General features: G+C 63.8%; 16 protein-coding genes. 10 read left to right on the top strand and 6 right to left on the bottom strand.

Annotation, left to right across the window (positions count from 1 at the left end):
* Window positions 1–36: 36 nt before the first annotated feature.
* Together YU3_RS0118200 and YU3_RS0118195 are read left to right on the top strand one after the other, a co-directional pair.
* Window positions 37–1,575: a trimethylamine methyltransferase family protein gene (locus YU3_RS0118200; protein WP_027167599.1), complete on the top strand. Its 1,539-nt coding sequence runs from the start codon at window positions 37–39 to the stop codon at window positions 1,573–1,575.
* A gap of 238 nt (window positions 1,576–1,813) precedes the next feature.
* Entirely contained in the window at window positions 1,814–4,240 is a 2,427-nt protein-coding gene (locus YU3_RS0118195; protein ID WP_027167598.1) for an FAD-dependent oxidoreductase, read from the top strand.
* 106 nt (window positions 4,241–4,346) lie between these two features.
* Here YU3_RS0118195 and YU3_RS0118190 read toward each other — a convergent pair whose 3' ends face one another.
* Window positions 4,347–4,736 carry a DoxX family protein gene (locus YU3_RS0118190; protein WP_027167597.1) on the bottom strand — a complete coding sequence of 130 codons (390 nt, stop codon included), beginning with the start codon at window positions 4,734–4,736 and terminating at the stop codon, window positions 4,347–4,349.
* Between the two features lie 199 nt (window positions 4,737–4,935).
* Between YU3_RS0118190 and YU3_RS0118185 the strand changes: the two genes are divergently transcribed.
* Complete coding sequence (locus YU3_RS0118185) at window positions 4,936–5,424, top strand: hypothetical protein (RefSeq protein ID WP_027167596.1); 489 nt, start codon at window positions 4,936–4,938, stop codon at window positions 5,422–5,424.
* Between the two features lie 28 nt (window positions 5,425–5,452).
* Here YU3_RS0118185 and YU3_RS0118180 read toward each other — a convergent pair whose 3' ends face one another.
* Window positions 5,453–6,229 (bottom strand): VOC family protein, encoded by a 777-nt coding sequence (locus YU3_RS0118180; protein ID WP_027167595.1) that lies wholly within the window; start codon window positions 6,227–6,229, stop codon window positions 5,453–5,455.
* A 201-nt stretch (window positions 6,230–6,430) separates the two neighbouring features.
* A complete protein-coding gene (locus YU3_RS0118175; protein WP_027167594.1) occupies window positions 6,431–7,057 on the bottom strand; it encodes a class I SAM-dependent methyltransferase in 627 nt (208 codons plus the stop codon).
* 247 nt (window positions 7,058–7,304) lie between these two features.
* Here YU3_RS0118175 and YU3_RS0118170 point away from each other — a divergent pair, with 247 nt between their 5' ends.
* The 6 genes from YU3_RS0118170 (at window position 7,305) to YU3_RS0118145 (ending at window position 12,686) form a co-directional block, all read left to right on the top strand.
* Window positions 7,305–8,036, top strand: a complete 732-nt coding sequence (locus YU3_RS0118170) for a gamma-glutamylcyclotransferase (protein WP_027167593.1) — start codon at window positions 7,305–7,307, stop codon at window positions 8,034–8,036.
* Window positions 8,037–8,150: 114 nt separating this feature from the next.
* Window positions 8,151–9,515 carry an NAD(P)-dependent oxidoreductase gene (locus tag YU3_RS0118165; RefSeq protein WP_027167592.1) on the top strand — a complete coding sequence of 455 codons (1,365 nt, stop codon included), beginning with the start codon at window positions 8,151–8,153 and terminating at the stop codon, window positions 9,513–9,515.
* A 2-nt stretch (window positions 9,516–9,517) separates the two neighbouring features.
* The gene (gene preA / locus YU3_RS0118160; protein ID WP_027167591.1) at window positions 9,518–10,831 is read left to right on the top strand and encodes an NAD-dependent dihydropyrimidine dehydrogenase subunit PreA; all 1,314 of its coding nucleotides are present in this window, start codon (window positions 9,518–9,520) and stop codon (window positions 10,829–10,831) included.
* Window positions 10,832–11,239: 408 nt separating this feature from the next.
* Window positions 11,240–11,758, top strand: a complete 519-nt coding sequence (locus YU3_RS0118155) for an Rrf2 family transcriptional regulator (protein ID WP_027167590.1) — start codon at window positions 11,240–11,242, stop codon at window positions 11,756–11,758.
* A gap of 29 nt (window positions 11,759–11,787) precedes the next feature.
* Window positions 11,788–12,246 (top strand): carboxymuconolactone decarboxylase family protein, encoded by a 459-nt coding sequence (locus YU3_RS0118150; protein ID WP_027167589.1) that lies wholly within the window; start codon window positions 11,788–11,790, stop codon window positions 12,244–12,246.
* A 62-nt stretch (window positions 12,247–12,308) separates the two neighbouring features.
* Window positions 12,309–12,686 carry a DoxX family protein gene (locus YU3_RS0118145; protein WP_027167588.1) on the top strand — a complete coding sequence of 126 codons (378 nt, stop codon included), beginning with the start codon at window positions 12,309–12,311 and terminating at the stop codon, window positions 12,684–12,686.
* 33 nt (window positions 12,687–12,719) lie between these two features.
* On the opposite strand, the gene YU3_RS0118140 is transcribed toward YU3_RS0118145, so the two are convergent.
* Entirely contained in the window at window positions 12,720–13,442 is a 723-nt protein-coding gene (locus YU3_RS0118140; RefSeq protein ID WP_027167587.1) for an SDR family oxidoreductase, read from the bottom strand.
* Window positions 13,439–14,284: an SDR family NAD(P)-dependent oxidoreductase gene (locus YU3_RS0118135; RefSeq protein WP_027167586.1), complete on the bottom strand. Its 846-nt coding sequence runs from the start codon at window positions 14,282–14,284 to the stop codon at window positions 13,439–13,441. Before YU3_RS0118135 ends, YU3_RS0118140 begins: the two co-directional genes overlap by 4 nt.
* A gap of 102 nt (window positions 14,285–14,386) precedes the next feature.
* Between YU3_RS0118135 and YU3_RS0118130 the strand changes: the two genes are divergently transcribed.
* Complete coding sequence (locus tag YU3_RS0118130; RefSeq protein WP_027167585.1) at window positions 14,387–15,250, top strand: helix-turn-helix transcriptional regulator; 864 nt, start codon at window positions 14,387–14,389, stop codon at window positions 15,248–15,250.
* A 152-nt stretch (window positions 15,251–15,402) separates the two neighbouring features.
* On the opposite strand, the gene YU3_RS0118125 is transcribed toward YU3_RS0118130, so the two are convergent.
* The coding region (locus YU3_RS0118125) for a transposase (RefSeq protein WP_210163528.1) at window positions 15,403–16,509 on the bottom strand (1,107 nt) is incomplete at its 5' end.

Raw genomic sequence — 16,509 nt, 5'->3', positions numbered from 1 at the left:
ACAGCTCGCGTGCGACGCCGGCGCTCTGATGGGCGCATGAGCGAACCAAGACGCAAGCGCGGCGCCGAGCGCACCAGCAACCGGGGACCTGCCGCCATTCCGCAACTGCCGCCGCGGCGGGTGGAGAATCCCTATCCGCCGATGGCTCTGCTGTCGGTCGACCAGATCGAGGCCATCCACCAGGCATCGATGCATATACTGGAGAATTTCGGCATCGAGGTGATGAGCCCGCGGGCGCTCTCGCTGTTCGAGCGCGCCGGCGCCAAGGTCGACCACGGCTCGATGAATGTGCGCGTCGATCGCGGCATGGTCGCGGAGGCGCTGAAGTCGACGCGTTCTGCCTATACGCTGACACCTCGAAACCACGATCATGCGATCCATCTTGGCGGCAACACAATCAACTTCACGCTCGTTGCCGGGCCGCCCAATGTGCACGACATGGAACGCGGCCGCCGCGCCGGTAACCTCGCGGACTACTCGGATCTCGTCCGGCTGGCGCAGCATTTCAACTGCATCCATATGCTCGGCAACCAGGTCTGCGCTCCGGTCGAGCTGCCGGCGAACACAAGGCATATGGACACCTATTTCGCCAACCTGACGCTGACCGACAAATGCTTCCACGTTTCGGCGATCGGCCGGGGCAGGGCGCTGGACGGCATCGAGATGATGGCGATCTCGCGCGGGCTGACGCTCGACGAGATGCGGGACGATCCCGGCATCACCACCATCATCTCGGTCAACTCGCCGCGCCGCTTCGACGAGATGATGGCGGAAGGGCTGATGACGATGGCCGAATTCGGCCAGTCGGTGGCGGTGACGCCGTTCACGCTGATGGGCGCGATGAGCCCGGTGACGCTGGCCGGCGCGCTGGCGCAGCAGAACGCCGAGGCATTGTTCGGCGTGGTGCTGACGCAGTTGGTGCGGCCGGGCGCGCCGGTGATGTATGGCGCCTTCACCTCCAATGTCGACATGAAGTCGGGCGCGCCGGCCTTCGGCACGCCGGAAAACACCAAGGCCAACATCGCCTCTGGGCAGTTGGCGCGGCGCTACAATTTGCCGTACCGCACGACGCCGGGCTCGGCCTCCAATGCCGCCGACGCGCAAGGCGCCTATGAGACGCTGATGGCTTTGTGGGGCGCGGTGCTCGGCCACGGCAATCTCGTCTACCACGCCGCCGGCTGGCAGGAGGGCGGGCTGACGGCCTCGTTCGAAAAGCTCATCATCGATGTCGAGATGATCCAGCACATGATGGAATTCCTGCGGCCGATCGTCGTCGATGAGGCGGAGCTTGCGGTGGAGGCGCTGGGCGCGGTGCCGACAGGTGGCCATTTCTTCGGCGAGCCGCATACGCTGGAGCGCTACGCCACCGCCTTCTACCAGCCCATGCTTTCCAACTGGCAGAATTACGAGGCCTGGCAGGAGGCCGGCGGGTTGGACACGACGGCGCGCGCGACGCGGCTTTGGAAGAAAGCGCTGGCAGAGTATGTCCAGCCGGCGATGGATCCCGCCGTGCGCGAAGCGCTCGAAGCCTATATGGCGCGCCGCAAGGAAGCGATCGGGCAGGGCGAGCCGTGATTTTAGCGTTGGCGCGAGACACCCCCCTCTGCCCTGCCGGGCATCTCCCCCTCAAGGGGGGAGATTGGCTGTCACGTTTTCCTTCGCCAATCACCAGCGTTGAAAAGAATTCGGCGGCGTTGCCGCTGCTGATCTCCCCCCTTGAGGGGGAGATGGCCGGCAGGCCAGAGGGGGGTGCCTGGCGCTGCCTTTCTGATTCACTTTATCTCTCCAACTCACTGATATTAGAGAAGAACCTATGAAGTCGCATGCAGAGGTCGTGGTCATCGGCGGCGGTGTCGTCGGCTGCTCGGTGCTGTTCCATCTTGCCCGCCATGGCTGGACCGACGTGGTGCTTCTGGAGCGCGACGAGCTGACGTCGGGCTCGACCTGGCATGCTGCCGGCGGCATGCACACCATCAATGGCGACCCCAACGTCGCCAAGCTGCAGAAATACACGATCTCGCTCTACAAGGAGATCGAGGAGCTGTCGGGACAGGCGACCGGCGTGCACCTGACAGGCGGCGTGCTTCTGGCGGCGACCGAGGCGCGGCTCGACTGGCTGCGCGGCATGGTATCGAAGGGCCGCTATCTCGGCATCGACCTTGAAGTGATCTCGGCCAAGGAAGCGGCGGAATTGATGCCGCTCATCGATCCCAGCCAGTTCGTCGGCGCGGTGCGCAACAAGGAGGACGGCCACCTCGATCCGTCCGGCGTGACGCACGCCTATGCCAAGGCCGCGCGGAAACTCGGCGCGGAAGTCGAGCGCTTCACCAAGGTCGAGGACATCGTGCGCCGCCCGGACGGGCTGTGGCGCGTCATCACCAACAAGGGCGATATCATCGCCGAGCATGTCGTCAATGCCGGTGGGCTGTGGGCGCGCGAGGTCGGCCGCATGGTCGGGCTGGAACTGCCGGTTTTAGCCATGGAGCACATGTACCTGATCACCGAGGACATGCCCGAAGTTGCCGACTGGAACAAGAAGACCGGCACCGAGATCATCCACGCGGTCGATTTCGACGGCGAGCTCTATCTGCGCCAGGAGCGCGGGGGCATGCTGATGGGTACTTACGAGAAGGCCAACAAGGTCTGGTCCGAATTCTCCACACCCTGGAATTTCGGCCACGAGCTGCTGGAGCCGGACATCGACCGCATCGCGCCGTCGCTGGAGGTGGGCTTCCGTCACTTCCCCGCCTTCCAGAAGACCGGCATCAAGCAGATCATCAATGGCCCCTTCACCTTCGCGCCGGACGGCAACCCGCTGGTCGGGCCGGTGCGCGGCCTGCCTGGCTTCTGGGTCGCCTGCGGTGTCATGGCCGGTTTCAGCCAGGGCGGCGGCGTCGGGCTGGCGCTCTCCAACTGGATGATCGAAGGCGACCCGGGCGCCGACATCTGGGCGATGGACGTGGCGCGCTACGGCGACTGGGCGACGATGGCCTACACCAACGCCAAGGTGCGCGAGAATTATTCACGCCGCTTCTCGATCCGCTTCCCCAACGAGGAACTGCCGGCCGGGCGTCAGCTCAAGACGACGCCGGTCTACGACACGCTTGCCGCCAAGGGCGCGCAATGGGGTGTGTCCTATGGGTTGGAAGTGCCGCTCTGGTATGCGCCGGACGGTGTCAAGGACGAGTTCTCCTGGCGGCGTTCGTCCGACTTCGACCATGTCGGCAAGGAAGTCGCGACGGTGCGCAACGGCGTCGGCCTGTCGGAGATTTCGAACTTCGCCAAATACAAGGTGACAGGCGAGGGGGCGGCCGCCTGGCTCGATCGCATGCTTGCCTGCAAGCTGCCCAAGCGTGGCCGCATGACGCTGACGCCGATGCTGAAGGACGACGGCAAGCTGATCGGTGATTTCACGCTTGCCAATATCGACGACAATGAGTGGTTCATCGCCGGCTCCGGCATTGCCGAGCAGTATCATATGCGCTGGTTCGAGGCGCATCTGCCCAAGGACGGCTCGGTGCATATCGAGGCGCTCGGGCAGAAGCTCACCGGCCTTGCCATTGCCGGGCCGAAAGCGAGGGAGGTTCTGGCCAAGGTCTCCCGGACCGACGTTTCCAATACGGCGTTCCCGTTCATGGCGGTGGCCAGGATGGATATCGGCATGGCGCCATGCCTGCTCGGCCGCGTCAGCTATACCGGCGACCTCGGCTACGAAATCTGGGTGGCACCGGAATATCAGCGCGCCGCCTATCAGGCGCTGATCGCGGCGGGTGAGGAATTCGGCATCGGCCTGTTCGGCTCGCGCGCGCTCAATGCGCTGAGGCTGGAAAAGAATTACGGCTCATGGGCGCGCGAATACCGGCCGATCTACGGGCCGCTGGAGGCCGGGCTCGACCGCTTCGTCGCCTACGGCAAGGAGGCGGACTTCATCGGCAAGCAAGCAGCGCTGGCCGAGCGCAGGGAGGGCGGCAGGCTTCGGCTGCGCAGCTTCATTGTCGATGCCACCGATGCCGATGTGATCGGCGACGAGGCGATCTGGCATGACGGCGTCGTGCGCGGCTGGGTGACCTCGGGCGGCTACGCGCACAATTCGAAGAAGTCGGTCGCCTTGGGCTATGTGCCGAAGGAAATCGCCGACAGGCCGGACGGTTTCGAGATCGAGATCCTCGGCAAGCGCCATGCGGCGCGCGTCCAGGCGGCACCGCTGTTCGACGCCAATTTAGAGCGGATGCGCGCCTGAAGCGCTGCGGCTTCGCCGATGCGCTTCAGATTCTTGATTTGTTCATGTCGTTATCCCAAAACCGCCGAGCACTTATGGGCGACATGCACTGGCTGCGCATCCTTTGTCAGGCGCGGCGGTTGTCCAGCGCGAAGGCGCCGGAGCCGGCGAAGACCAGATAGAGGAAGATGAAGCAGAAGGAGATCGCCAAGTCGCCGCCATTGTTGACGGGGAAGAAGTCACGCGGAAAGTGCGCCATGAAATAGGCGATCGCCATTTCGCCGGCCAGAAGGAACGCGACCGGGCGGGTGAAAAGGCCAAGCGCCAGCAGGATGCCGCCGGCGAATTCGAGAATGCCGCCAGCCGTCGTCAGCCCGGTGAGGGCGTGCGGTTCTGCGCTGACCGGGAAATTGAACAGCTTCTGCGAGCCGTGTTCGATGAACTGCAAGGCGGTCATGATGCGCAACACACCCAGCGCCTGCGGCCGGTACTGAGCAAGGCCTTCGAAAAGCTTCATCTAAAACTCCATTTTACCCCCCGGTCGGGGATAAATTGTCCTCCGGCAATCGACCACTCACTTCCCATGGGCCTGCCATCAACAATCGGTGAGTGGAAATCGTTTCAATCCCCATATTTTATTCTCGCCATGGTTGCATATTTATCCTTATGGTTGTATCGATATTGGAGGTAGTCAAACCATACGGGTCCGCTTTGCCATGAAAAAAGTCGTCATCAGCCTATTCGCAATCCTTGCAGGCACCAGCTTCGCCGCGGCGGCGGATACTGGCTGCGATGCCTTCAAATGGCCGGTTGCGCGCGAGCAGGCCCTGTTCCCGGCGGCCGCCGCTGCGCAGTCCGGCGCCGCCCTCACCATCGGACAAGCGGTGGATTTCTCGCTCGCGGCGGTCGACACGATCAGCTTTGAAGTGCCGCCGCAACGTGCACCGGCAGCCGGCACGTTCGGCGCGACGGCCAACGTGACCGTACCGCCTGAAGGCGAACTTCAGTTCAGCCTGTCCGACGAGGCCTGGATCGATATCGTCCAGGACGGTCATGCCGTGAAGTCGGCGGCTTTCAGCGGCGTGAAGACCTGCCCGGGCATCCGCAAGAGCCTGCGCTTCAAGCTGTCCGCCGGTCCGGCCACCGTGCAGCTCAGCGGTGCGAAGAAGCCCGATCTGAAAGTGGCGGTGCTGACGCCGGAGTGATCCGGCGCCAGCCGATCGAGTGAACGTGCTACCGCACCGGGGCGAGCAATGCGAAATGCGCGCCTTGTGGGTCCTGGCACTGGATGATCCACTGGCCGCTCGGCACGTCCAACGGTCCCATCAGCACCTTGCCGCCATTGTCGGTGACGCGCTTGGCGGCGGCGTCGATGGCATCGACGTTGAAATAGAACTGCCAGACGGGGACAGGGATCTGCGGCGGCTTGTTCATGATGCCGCCGCCGGATTCGGGGCCTGCGCCGAAGGTCTGATATGTACCCATCTCGCCCATGTCGAACTGGCCGGCGCTCTGCCAGCCGAACTGGCTTGAATAGAAGTCGAAAGCCGCCTTCCAGTCCGAGGTGTAGAGCTCATGCCAGCCGACATGGCCGAGCGTGGTCGCCGGCACCGGCGGCTGCTCGGGCTGGTTGGGCTGCAGGAACATGAAGGTCGCGCCTTGAGGGTCGGCAACGACGGCGAAGCGGCCGACGCCCGGAATGTCGTCCGGCGCGCGATGGACCGTCCCGCCTGCTTGCTTGAGCGCTTCCGTCGAGGCATCGACATCCTTGGTGTAGATATAGCCGACCCATGCCGGCGGCATGCCCATCTTGGCGGCGTCTTCCGGCAAGGTCATCAGGCCGCCGACGCCGCGCATAGCGGAATTGACGACGATGTATCGGGGCATGCCAGGCGCCTTGTCGAAGGGTTCGGCCTTCCAGCCGACAACGGCGGTGTAGAAGGCCTCGGCGGCGTCGAGGTCTGTGGTCATCAGTTCGTACCAGAAGAAAGGCTTTGGGGCATTCGGCATGGTCGGTCTCCTCACCGGTTCAGGCAGCGATCGCGGTTCGATCCATCTTAGGACGATGCCGGCGACAGAAATCCGACATCTGGGTAATGTCTCAGTTTGATTTCGGCTCCCGACACCAACCGGAAGTTCGAGCCAATCCCGCTTGGTGCCACATGCGGACGTGATACATCGCCTCCATCCGGGCCCAGAACTCTGTGCGCGTCATGCCCGACTCGCCCGAACGCTCAGCCACCAATCATCGGGCCTTCCCATGCACCGACGTATCTCGCTGACGACCCAGCCGGCGTCCGTGAGTGCGGACCGCAGGGCAGGCTCGCGCCAGTACGTCTCGGCATAGCGCCGAGGCGCGGTATCGTCGCCATGTGTGGATACATCCTCGCCATCGCCGTCTCTCACCGAGGCGTGCAGACGGCCGCCGATCCGGGTCGCTTGGGCAAGCCGTCCAAGCACCGTGCCGAAATCTTCGCGCGCGACGTGAATCAGGCAGGCGCAGGCCCAGACCCCGTCATATGGCGTGCCAGGGCGCTGCGGGTCGGCCAGGTCTTCGGTCAGTGGGTCCAACAGGTCGGCCTCGAAGCCACTCTCGCGAAGCAGCTCGACGAAACGCTTCGAAATGTCAGTGCGCCGGACGCTAATCCCCCGCTTCTCAAGCTCAAGTGCGTCTCGCCCGCCAGCGCTTCCGATCTCCAGCACCCTGCCTGAGCCGCCCAGCCCGGCCACGAACGCATCGATCTCTGTCGCGACCCATTCGGGCATCGCCGCGGCCTCGGCGGCGTACTTCGCCGCGACCGCATCATAGGACCGCACGGTGTCCCGGTCGGTGCTCATCCTAGCGCTCCTCCCTCAAGACAAGAGGCCCCGATGAGCGAGAGGCCCATCAGCCTGTTGCGCCCTTCACACTTTTGGCAGTCGGGGACATCGTGGAAGATTTGCTTTCCAGCCATAGCAGAAATTCGATTTGAGACACTACCGACATCTGGGCTCGAATTCGCTCACGGCAAGCCGTTAGGGCCGCGATCTTGCGTGTTCCGCGGTTTTCGACTTTGCTGCCGTGAAAGAGGGGCTTGCGTTTTCCATGCGTCGAATGTCGCTCACGCCTGAGCTTGTGGTCCTGTGCCATCGGGAGGAGGTCGATCCTGGTCCCAGCGGGCAGTGGACGCAGTTGACCGACGAGGACTACGGAACGCTTGCCTCGCGCCTTTCCGGCGAAGCCGATGAGGGGCCGCTCTGGGTGTTCGCCTACGGCTCGCTGATCTGGAAGCCGGCCTTCGAATCCGTCGAGCAGCAGCGCGCCTCGGCCCATGGCTGGCATCGCTCCTTCTGCCTCGACATCGTCCGCTGGAGGGGCAGCGCCGCGCAGCCGGGGCTGATGATGGCGCTGGAACGCGGCGGGCGATGCGACGGCGTCGTCTACCGTCTCCCGGATGGCGAAAAGCCGGCACAGATCGAAAGACTGCTGCGACGTGAGGTCGACGACCACGAGAGCATCGGCTCGGTGCGATGGGTTCCGGTGCGCACGGCGCAAGGCCGGTTGCGGGCACTGGGATTCTGGGTTGGCATGACCGGCAAGGGCACTTCGCCAGGGCAGCCGTTGGAAAAGGTAGCAAAGATATTGGCACGCGCGTGCGGCCATGTCGGTTCCGGTGCGGAGTATCTCTACAACACCGTCAGCCACCTCGAGGCATTCGGCATCCACGACCGCAATCTGTGGCGCCTGCAGGAACTGGTCGCGGGCGAGATTCAGTCGATCCATGGCAACGGGATCAAGGGCAGCGAGCCGTCAGTCGTGGAAGCTGCTTTAACATGAGTATGTTTATCATATTTTTATGCAGGCATTACAGCGACTTGGCCGAAAATTGACCAATTGATAAAAAAATAAAACGTGCTAGCCTTCCCCAAAATGACAACAAGGGGAATTGGAATGGCGACTGGTCATTTCATCGAAGGCATTGCCGGCGGCCGGCTGTCTTCCGAGCAATATGCCGACAATTTTTCCGACCTGCACCCGCCGCTCGACCACCACGAGGCGCTGGTCGAATCCGACCGCTGCTATTTCTGCTACGACGCGCCGTGCATGAACGCGTGTCCGACGTCGATCGACATCCCGCTGTTCATCCGGCAGATCGCGACCGGCAATCCGCTGGGGTCGGCCAAGACGATCTTCGACCAGAACATCCTTGGCGGCATGTGCGCGCGCGTCTGCCCGACCGAGACGCTGTGCGAAGAGGTCTGTGTGCGCGAAGTGGCCGAAGGCAAGCCGGTGCAGATCGGCCGCCTGCAGCGCTACGCCACCGATGTCGCCATGAGCCAGGACAAGCAGTTCTACAAGCGTGCGGAACCGACCGGGAAGAGCATCGCTGTGGTCGGCGCTGGGCCGGCCGGGCTGGCGGCGGCGCATCGGCTTGCCCGCCATGGCCATGACGTGACGATCCTGGAGGCGCAGCCGAAGGCCGGCGGCCTCAACGAATACGGCATCGCCGCCTATAAGAGCGTCGACGATTTCGCCCAGGCCGAGGTCGACTATGTCACCGCGATCGGTGGCATCGACATCCAGAACGGCAAGGCGCTCGGCCGCGATTTCCAGCTTTCCGACCTGATGCGCAACTACGACGCGGTGTTCCTCGGCCTCGGGCTTGGCGGCGTCAACGCGCTGCGCGCCGAAGGCGAGGATGCCGATGGCGTTGCCAATGCGGTGGAATTCATCGCGGAACTGCGGCAGGCAAGCGATCTCTCCAGCCTGCCGGTGGGCCGGCGCGTCGTCGTCATCGGCGGCGGCATGACGGCGATTGATGCCGCAGTGCAGTCGAAGCTGCTCGGCGCCGAAGAGGTGACGGTCTGTTACCGGCGCGGCCAGGAGCATATGAACGCCTCCGGTTTCGAGCAGGATCTGGCCGCCGCCAACGGCGTCACCATCCGCCACTGGCTGCAGCCGAAGCGCGTGATAGCCGAGAACGGCAAGGTGTCGGCGATCGAGCTCGAATACACCGCGATCGATGGCGACAGGCTCACCGGCACTGGCGAAACGCTGCGGCTCAACGCCGACCACGTATTCAAGGCGATCGGCCAGAGCTTCGTGCCGGCACATCTCAACGGCAGCGGTGAGGCTATCGATCTCGAAGGCGGCCGCATCAAGGTCGATGCCGAAGGCCGCACTTCGCTGGCCAAGGTCTGGGCCGGCGGCGATTGCATCTTCGGCGGCGACGACCTGACGGTCTCCGCCGTAGCGCAAGGGCGCGACGCCGCCGAATCCATCCACCGGGCACTGACCTCTAACGGGAGGGCATGAGCATGGCAGACATCCGCAACAATTTCGTCGGCATCAAGTCGCCCAACCCATTCTGGCTGGCCTCGGCGCCGCCAACCGACAAGGCCTACAATGTCGAGCGCGCCTTCAAGGCGGGCTGGGGCGGCGTGGTGTGGAAGACGCTGGGCGAAGAGGGCCCGCCTGTCGTCAATGTCAACGGGCCGCGCTATGGCGCGATCTGGGGCGCGGACCGGCGCCTGCTCGGGCTCAACAACATCGAGCTGATCACCGACCGCGACCTGCAGGTCAATCTGCGCGAGATCAAGCAGGTCAAGAAGGACTGGCCCGACCGCGCCATCGTCGTTTCGCTGATGGTGCCCTGCGTCGAGGAAAGCTGGAAGGCGATCCTGCCGGTGGTCGAGGAGACGGAAGCCGACGGCATCGAGCTCAATTTCGGCTGCCCGCATGGCATGTCGGAACGCGGCATGGGTGCCGCCGTCGGCCAGGTGCCGGAATATATCGAAATGGTGGTGCGCTGGTGCAAGGCCAACACGCGCATGCCTGTCATCACCAAGCTGACGCCCAACATCACCGATGTGCGCAAGCCGGCACGTGCGGCCCTCGCCGGCGGCACCGACGCGGTGTCGCTGATCAACACCATCAACTCGATCACTGGCGTCAACCTGAACAACTTCGCACCGGAGCCGACCATCGACGGCAAGGGTTCGCATGGCGGCTATTGCGGCCCGGCGGTGAAGCCGATCGCCATGAACATGGTGGCCGAAATCGCGCGCGATCCGGAAACGCAAGGGCTGCCGATCTCCGGCATCGGCGGCATCACCACCTGGCGGGACGCGGCCGAATTCATGGCGCTCGGCGCCGGCAACGTGCAGGTCTGCACGGCGGCGATGACTTACGGTTTCAAGATCGTGCAGGAGATGATCGCCGGGCTGGAAAACTGGATGGACGAGAAGGGCCATGCCTCGCTCTCCGACATAATCGGCCGCGCCACGCCCAACGTCACCGACTGGCAGTATCTCAACCTCAATTATGTCGCCAAGGCGCATATCGACCAGGATGCCTGCATCAAATGCGGCCGCTGCCACATCGCCTGCGAGGACACTTCGCACCAGGCGATCACCAGCATGGTGGACGGCGCCAGGCATTTCGAGGTGATCGAGGCCGAATGCGTCGGCTGCAATCTCTGCGTCAATGTCTGCCCGGTTGAGGGCTGCATCACCATGGAGCCGCTGGCTGCCGGCGCGACGGACCAGCGCACCGGCAAGCCGGTGTCGCCGGTCTATGCCAACTGGACGACGCACCCGAACAACCCGATGGCCAAGGTGGCCGCGGAGTAGGATTTCGTCACAAGAAGAGTGCCGAGGGCGCAGCAGCTTCTCTTCTCCCCGTCACTATACGGGGAGAAGGTGCCGGCAGGCGGATGAGGGGCAGCGCGGCCTTCGAGATGATCTGCCCTCCAGTCGCCCCCGAGCCTCCCACGCGTCACTGACGATCTGGCGCAATCGCGCTGTGTGTTCGCACAGGGCGATTTGTATGGTCTCAGCAATTAGATCGCAAAGTTGGTGCTGCCCCTCATTGCCCTGCCGGGCATTTCTCCCCGTATAGTGACGGGGAGAAAGACGCTGCCATCGCCGATTTCGCCAATCACCTACGTATTTCGTTTGACAGCAGAGGATTCTCCATTTTCCTATTGCGGATAAAAAGTATCCACGATAAAAGATATCCATGAATTGGAAAGCCACATCATGAAACTGGGCGAGGGCGTTGAGGCGGCCATCCACTGCGCGGCGACGCTGGCCAGCGTCGACGGCAACAGCACCATGCCGGGCGCCGCGCTGGCGGAGTGTTTTGGCTTGTCGCCGAGCTATCTGCTGAAGCATCTCAACCAGCTGACGGCGGCGCGTATTTTGGAATCGGTGTCGGGGCCGGCCGGCGGCTACCGGCTGGCGCGGCCGGCCGAACGCATCACGCTGCTCGACATCGTGCTGGCGGTCGAGGGCCGCGAACCTGCTTTTCGTTGCGGCGAGATTCGCCGCAACGGCCCCGTCAAGATCGATGCTTCCGCCTATGTCAAACCCTGCGGCATCAACGCCGCGATGCTGAAGGCCGAGCGCGCCTATCGGGCGGCGCTCGCCGAAGTGAAGCTGTCCGACATCGTGGCGGACTACGCGGCCGAGGGCGATCCGCGCTCGTTCGCCGCGAGCTGCGCCTTCGTCGCGCGTCACCAGCGGCCGCAGAAAACCGCTTCAACCAACCAGAATTAACCCGCCAGACAATGTGAAAGGCAAGGACAATGAAACAGAGACTGCAATTTTTCGCCAAGGCACCGGCAATCATGAAGGCGGTGTCGGCGCTCAACGAAGCGGTCGAGAAGTGCGGACTCGATGCGGGCCTGATGCACCTCGTCAAGCTCCGGGCATCGCAAATCAATGGCTGCTCCTATTGCGTCGAGATGCACAGCCGCGAGGCGAGGCGCGACGGCGAGACCGAGACCCGGCTCTATCTCGTCGCCGCCTGGAAGGAATCGCCGCTGTTTTCCGAACGCGAGCGCGCTGCGCTTGCCTGGACCGAGAAGGTGACGAACATTTCCGACAACGGCGTTCCTGACGATCTCTACGCCAGGACGCTCGAGCATTTCTCCGAAGAAGAACTGGTCAAGCTGACCGTCGTGATCGGCATGATCAACACCTGGAACCGGCTTTGCGTGTCGTTCCACGCCCTTCATCCAATGCCGGCCGTCAAGGCTGCCTGAGCATTTTGCCGACGCGCGGGCTTGTTGCAGGCTCGCGCGCTTTCGTTCGCGAGATCAACGACATGCTTGAGAGTTTTCAACACGAGATTCTGTTCGCCGCTCGCCTGCTGCTCGGCGGCGCTTTCGTCTTCGCCGGCCTGCGCAACGTTCAAAACAGAAACCTGGTCGCCTCATTGATGGTCGCACGCGGCGTGCCGCAGGCAATGCTGGCTGTGTGGCTGGGCATCGTTTTGCAAGTCGTCGCAGGCGCGCTGGTGATCGCTGGACTATGGACCGTGCCAGCGGCGGCCTGCCTGATATTGTTTCTGATCGTTGCGACGCCGATGTTCCACAATTTCTGGGACCATCAAGGCCCGGATCGAGCCTCTCGTATCAACGGCTTCGTCGGCAATGTTGCTTTGGCCGGTGGGTTCCTGGAGCTGATCGCGCAGGGCGTATAGGCGGCCGCGCTGCCGCAGCCGCAAGCGTCCGGGTTAGGCCGCGAACCTCAGCCCGCCGTCGCAGGTGAGCACCTGGCCGGTCATGAAGCTGTTGGAGACCAGGAAGGCTATTGCTGCGGCGACGTCCTCGGCGCGGCCGATGCGGCCGACCGGCGTCTTGCCGGCATATTCGGCAAACACCGCCTGCCGCTGGTCGTCGGGCATGAAATCCCACCAGGGCGTGTCGATGACGCCGGGCGCCACGACGTTGACGCGCAGCGGCTTCAGCTCGACCGCCAGGATCGGCGCCACGGTCAAGAGCATGCCGTTGATGGCGCCGATGCCGGCGACACCAGGCGTGGCGAGCTGGGCCGAGACCGCAGAGATGAAGGTGACGGAGCCCGATTTGTTCAGCGTCGGCAAGGCGGCCTGCAGGCAGGACAATTGCGGCCGGATTTTTTCGTCGACCCCGCTGCCGATGTCGGCGAGGTCGAGCGTCGCGAACTGCCCCAGCCCCTTGCCGCCGCTAGCGGCGAGAATGAGATGGTCGAACGGCCCGAGAGTCTCGAAGAACTGCCGGACCTCGTCCGGCTTCGCGGCGTCAAAGGCGGCCTTGCCGACGGTGCCGCCAAGGCTCTTCCACGCGCTCTTGAGCTTTTCCTCGTTGCGGCCGGTGATCGTCACTTTCATGCCGGGGCCGACCAGCCGCTTGGCCGTGGCAAGGCCGATGCCGGATGAGCCGCCGATGATGACGCAATGTTCGATGGTCTCGCTCATGAATGCTGTTCCTTGGATTTGGAGGACGGGCGCTCGATTAGGTCGAGGCTAAGTGCGCGCAGCTGGCGGCGGGCCTTTTCGTCATAGGCCTGGGCGTCAGCGCGCGTTTCCCGCTGGCCGTCGAAATAGCGGCCACTGCGGCCTTCGAGCGCGGGCGAGGTGGCGAGATTGACGATGGCGTCGGCGCCGGTCTCGACCGAGCTCCACGGCGTGACGCCCGCCTGCCGAACCATGGTGGTATCCATATAGCTTGCCGGATGCAGGGCATTGACGGTGACGCCGGTGCCTTCGAGCTGCCCGGCCAGATCGACGGTGAACAGAATCTGCGCCAGCTTGCTCTGGCAGTAGGCGCGCACGCCGCTATAGCCTTGGGTCAGCATGACATCGTCGAAGTCGATCGCCTGCTGGCCGGCCGAGGCGACATTAACGACGCGCGCCGGTGTGCTTGCCTTGAGCAGCGGCAGCAGTTCCGAGGTCAGCAGGAAGCCGGCGAGATAATTGACGGCGAAGCGCAGTTCATAGCCGTCGGCGCTGACCTGCCGTTTGGCACCCTGGCCGCCGGTGCCGACGCCGGCATTGTTGATCAAAACATCGAGCTGGTCGGTCCTTGCGCGCACGGCTTCGGCAACGCGGCGCACTTCGGCGAGCGAAGCGAGGTCGGCGGCGAGAAATTCCGCCTTGCCGCCCTTTGCCTCGATGGCGGCGACTGTCGCCTGGCCGCGGCCTTGGTCGCGGCCATGCACCAGCACGCGCGCGCCGCCGGCGCCGAGCCTCTCGGCGACCACGCGACCGACGCCATCGGTCGAGCCGGTGACGAGAATGGTTTTGTTCCTGAGTTCCATGTTCAGAGCCTCCTTGTGCTGCTCTGAACCAAAAATGGGACAACGCGCGTGCCATAAACAGTTCAAACTTTATCCTGGTACCGGTACTGCTATAATAGGTAGATGGATGCCATCACCCATTCCCCCGAAGACCACCGCCGGCGCGAGCTTGGCGCCTTCCTGCGCTCTCGCCGCGAGAGGCTTTCGCCCGGCATCGCGGCCGGGCAGCGGCGGCGCACGCCGGGACTGAGGCGCGAGGAAGTAGCGATGATCGCCGGCGTCGGCACGACCTGGTACACGTGGCTGGAACAGGGCAGGGACGTGCGGCCTTCGGTCGAGGTGCTGTCGGCGCTCGGCCGGGCGCTGCGGCTCGACGACGCCGAGCAGCGGCACCTGTTCACACTTGCCGGCCGCCAGCAGCCGGAGCGGCGGCGCATCGTGCAGGCAAAGGTCGAGGGACCTCTGCTGCACATGTTGCAGAGCCTTGTCCTGCAGCCCGCCTATGTCGTCGGCCCGCGCTGGGACGTGCTGGCATGGAACGACGCGGCCGTTGCCATTTTCGGGGACTACGGCCTGTTGGAGGGCGATGCCCGCAACATCATCCACGGCGTGTTCACCGATCCGCACAGGCGGCATCTGCTGGTGGACTGGGAACAACTGGCGCGCGCAACCCTTGCCGCGTTCCGCGCCGAGAGCGCGAAATATACCGGCGATCCGGATTTCGAACGGCTGATCGAGCTGATGATGCGCTCAAGTCCGGAGTTCCGCGAGTGGTGGCCGCAGCGCGATGTGGTGCACCGGCTTTCCGGGCTGAAGCATCTGCGGCATCCCGTGGCCGGCGCGATGACGTTCGAACATATGAGCCTTTCGATCGATGACGGTTCGGATATGAAGCTGATCGTCTACACGCCGCTGGCGGAGCAGAATTCGGTAGCCAAACTCAAGAAGCTGCTCGATGGGCTTCCCTCCGAGCGGCGCAGCGCCTGAGGTTCGTTAGCCGAATCCTCTGAGCTTCGTCATCCACGGGCGAAGCGGACGCGGAGACCCGAGGATCCATTCCGTTACCTTGATCGAAGGGCGCAGCGGTGCAGAATTCTGCTCCGCAGCGGCGCCTTGAAGTCACGGCATGGCAACTGTGTTCATGCGAATGCGATTTTATCCCGGATGACAGCGTTGAGGACGACGAGGAGCTTCCTTGCGACGGCGATGATAGCGAGTTTCTTGGACCCTGAGCGGGCGGCAAGTGCGCTGTAGAAGGACTTGAACCGGCCACAGGTTCTGATGGCCGTGAGGGCTGCCATGTAGAGGGCACGGCGCACGCGTGATCGCCCGCCCTGGATCTGGCTCCTGCGGTTGAGCTTGCCGCTCTTGTTGTCGAACGGGGCAAGGCCGGCGAGCGCGGCGATCGCCTTGGGCGAACGCTGGCCGAGCTCGGGCAGGAGCGCCAGCAGGCAGAGCGCGGTGGTCTTGGAGACACCGGGCACGGAGACCATCAGCGCGTGGTCGCGGGCGGTGTCCTGGTTTTGGCGAATGACTTCGGCAATCAGGCTCTCGAGCGCTTTGATGCGGCTGTCGAGGTAGGCGATCGTTTCTTCAAGGTCCGCAATGACGATCGCCTCGAAAGCCTCGGCGAGGTGCTTCTTCAGCGTTGCCCGCGTATCGACCAGGTGATCGCGGTGGCGGGCAAGCGATTGAAGCTGCTCGACTTCTTCGCTCGGCGCCGGCTCGGCTTCAGGCTGATAGCGACGGCCGTAGCCGCTCAGCATCCTGGCGTCGAGAGGATCGGTCTTGGCCCGCCGTCTCGTCGACTTCGCATAGTGGTGGGTATGGGCCGGGTTGTGGCGCGAGAACGGCACGCCGGCCTTGGCCAGCGCATGGCGCAGCAGCCGGTCATGCACCCCGGTCGCCTCCATGACGACAAAATCCCGACTGGGATCAAGGCCCGCCACATAGGCTGCTATCGCATCGGCCTGGTTGTCGATGCGCTGGCACCGACTGCTTGTCTCATCAAAAAAATCGAGCCACTGCTTGGAGATGTCGCAGCCGACATAGTTCTGTACTATCATGTCCACGCCTCTTCCTGTGGTGCGGGGTCTGCTTGGTACAGCCCCGTGCAACTGTTCAGGTTGATGGTTCACCGGTGGGAAGGGACCGGGCCATGCCACGGCCTGTCCGAAAGGACGACCAGGATCCACTCGGTCTCCTTCCCACTTCAACCATACACCGAAACCAACACACAGGATCCT

This window comes from Mesorhizobium sp. WSM3224 (assembly GCF_000427725.1).
GTDB lineage: Bacteria > Pseudomonadota > Alphaproteobacteria > Rhizobiales > Rhizobiaceae > Mesorhizobium.
This window is presented reverse-complemented; position numbering and strand designations above follow the sequence as displayed.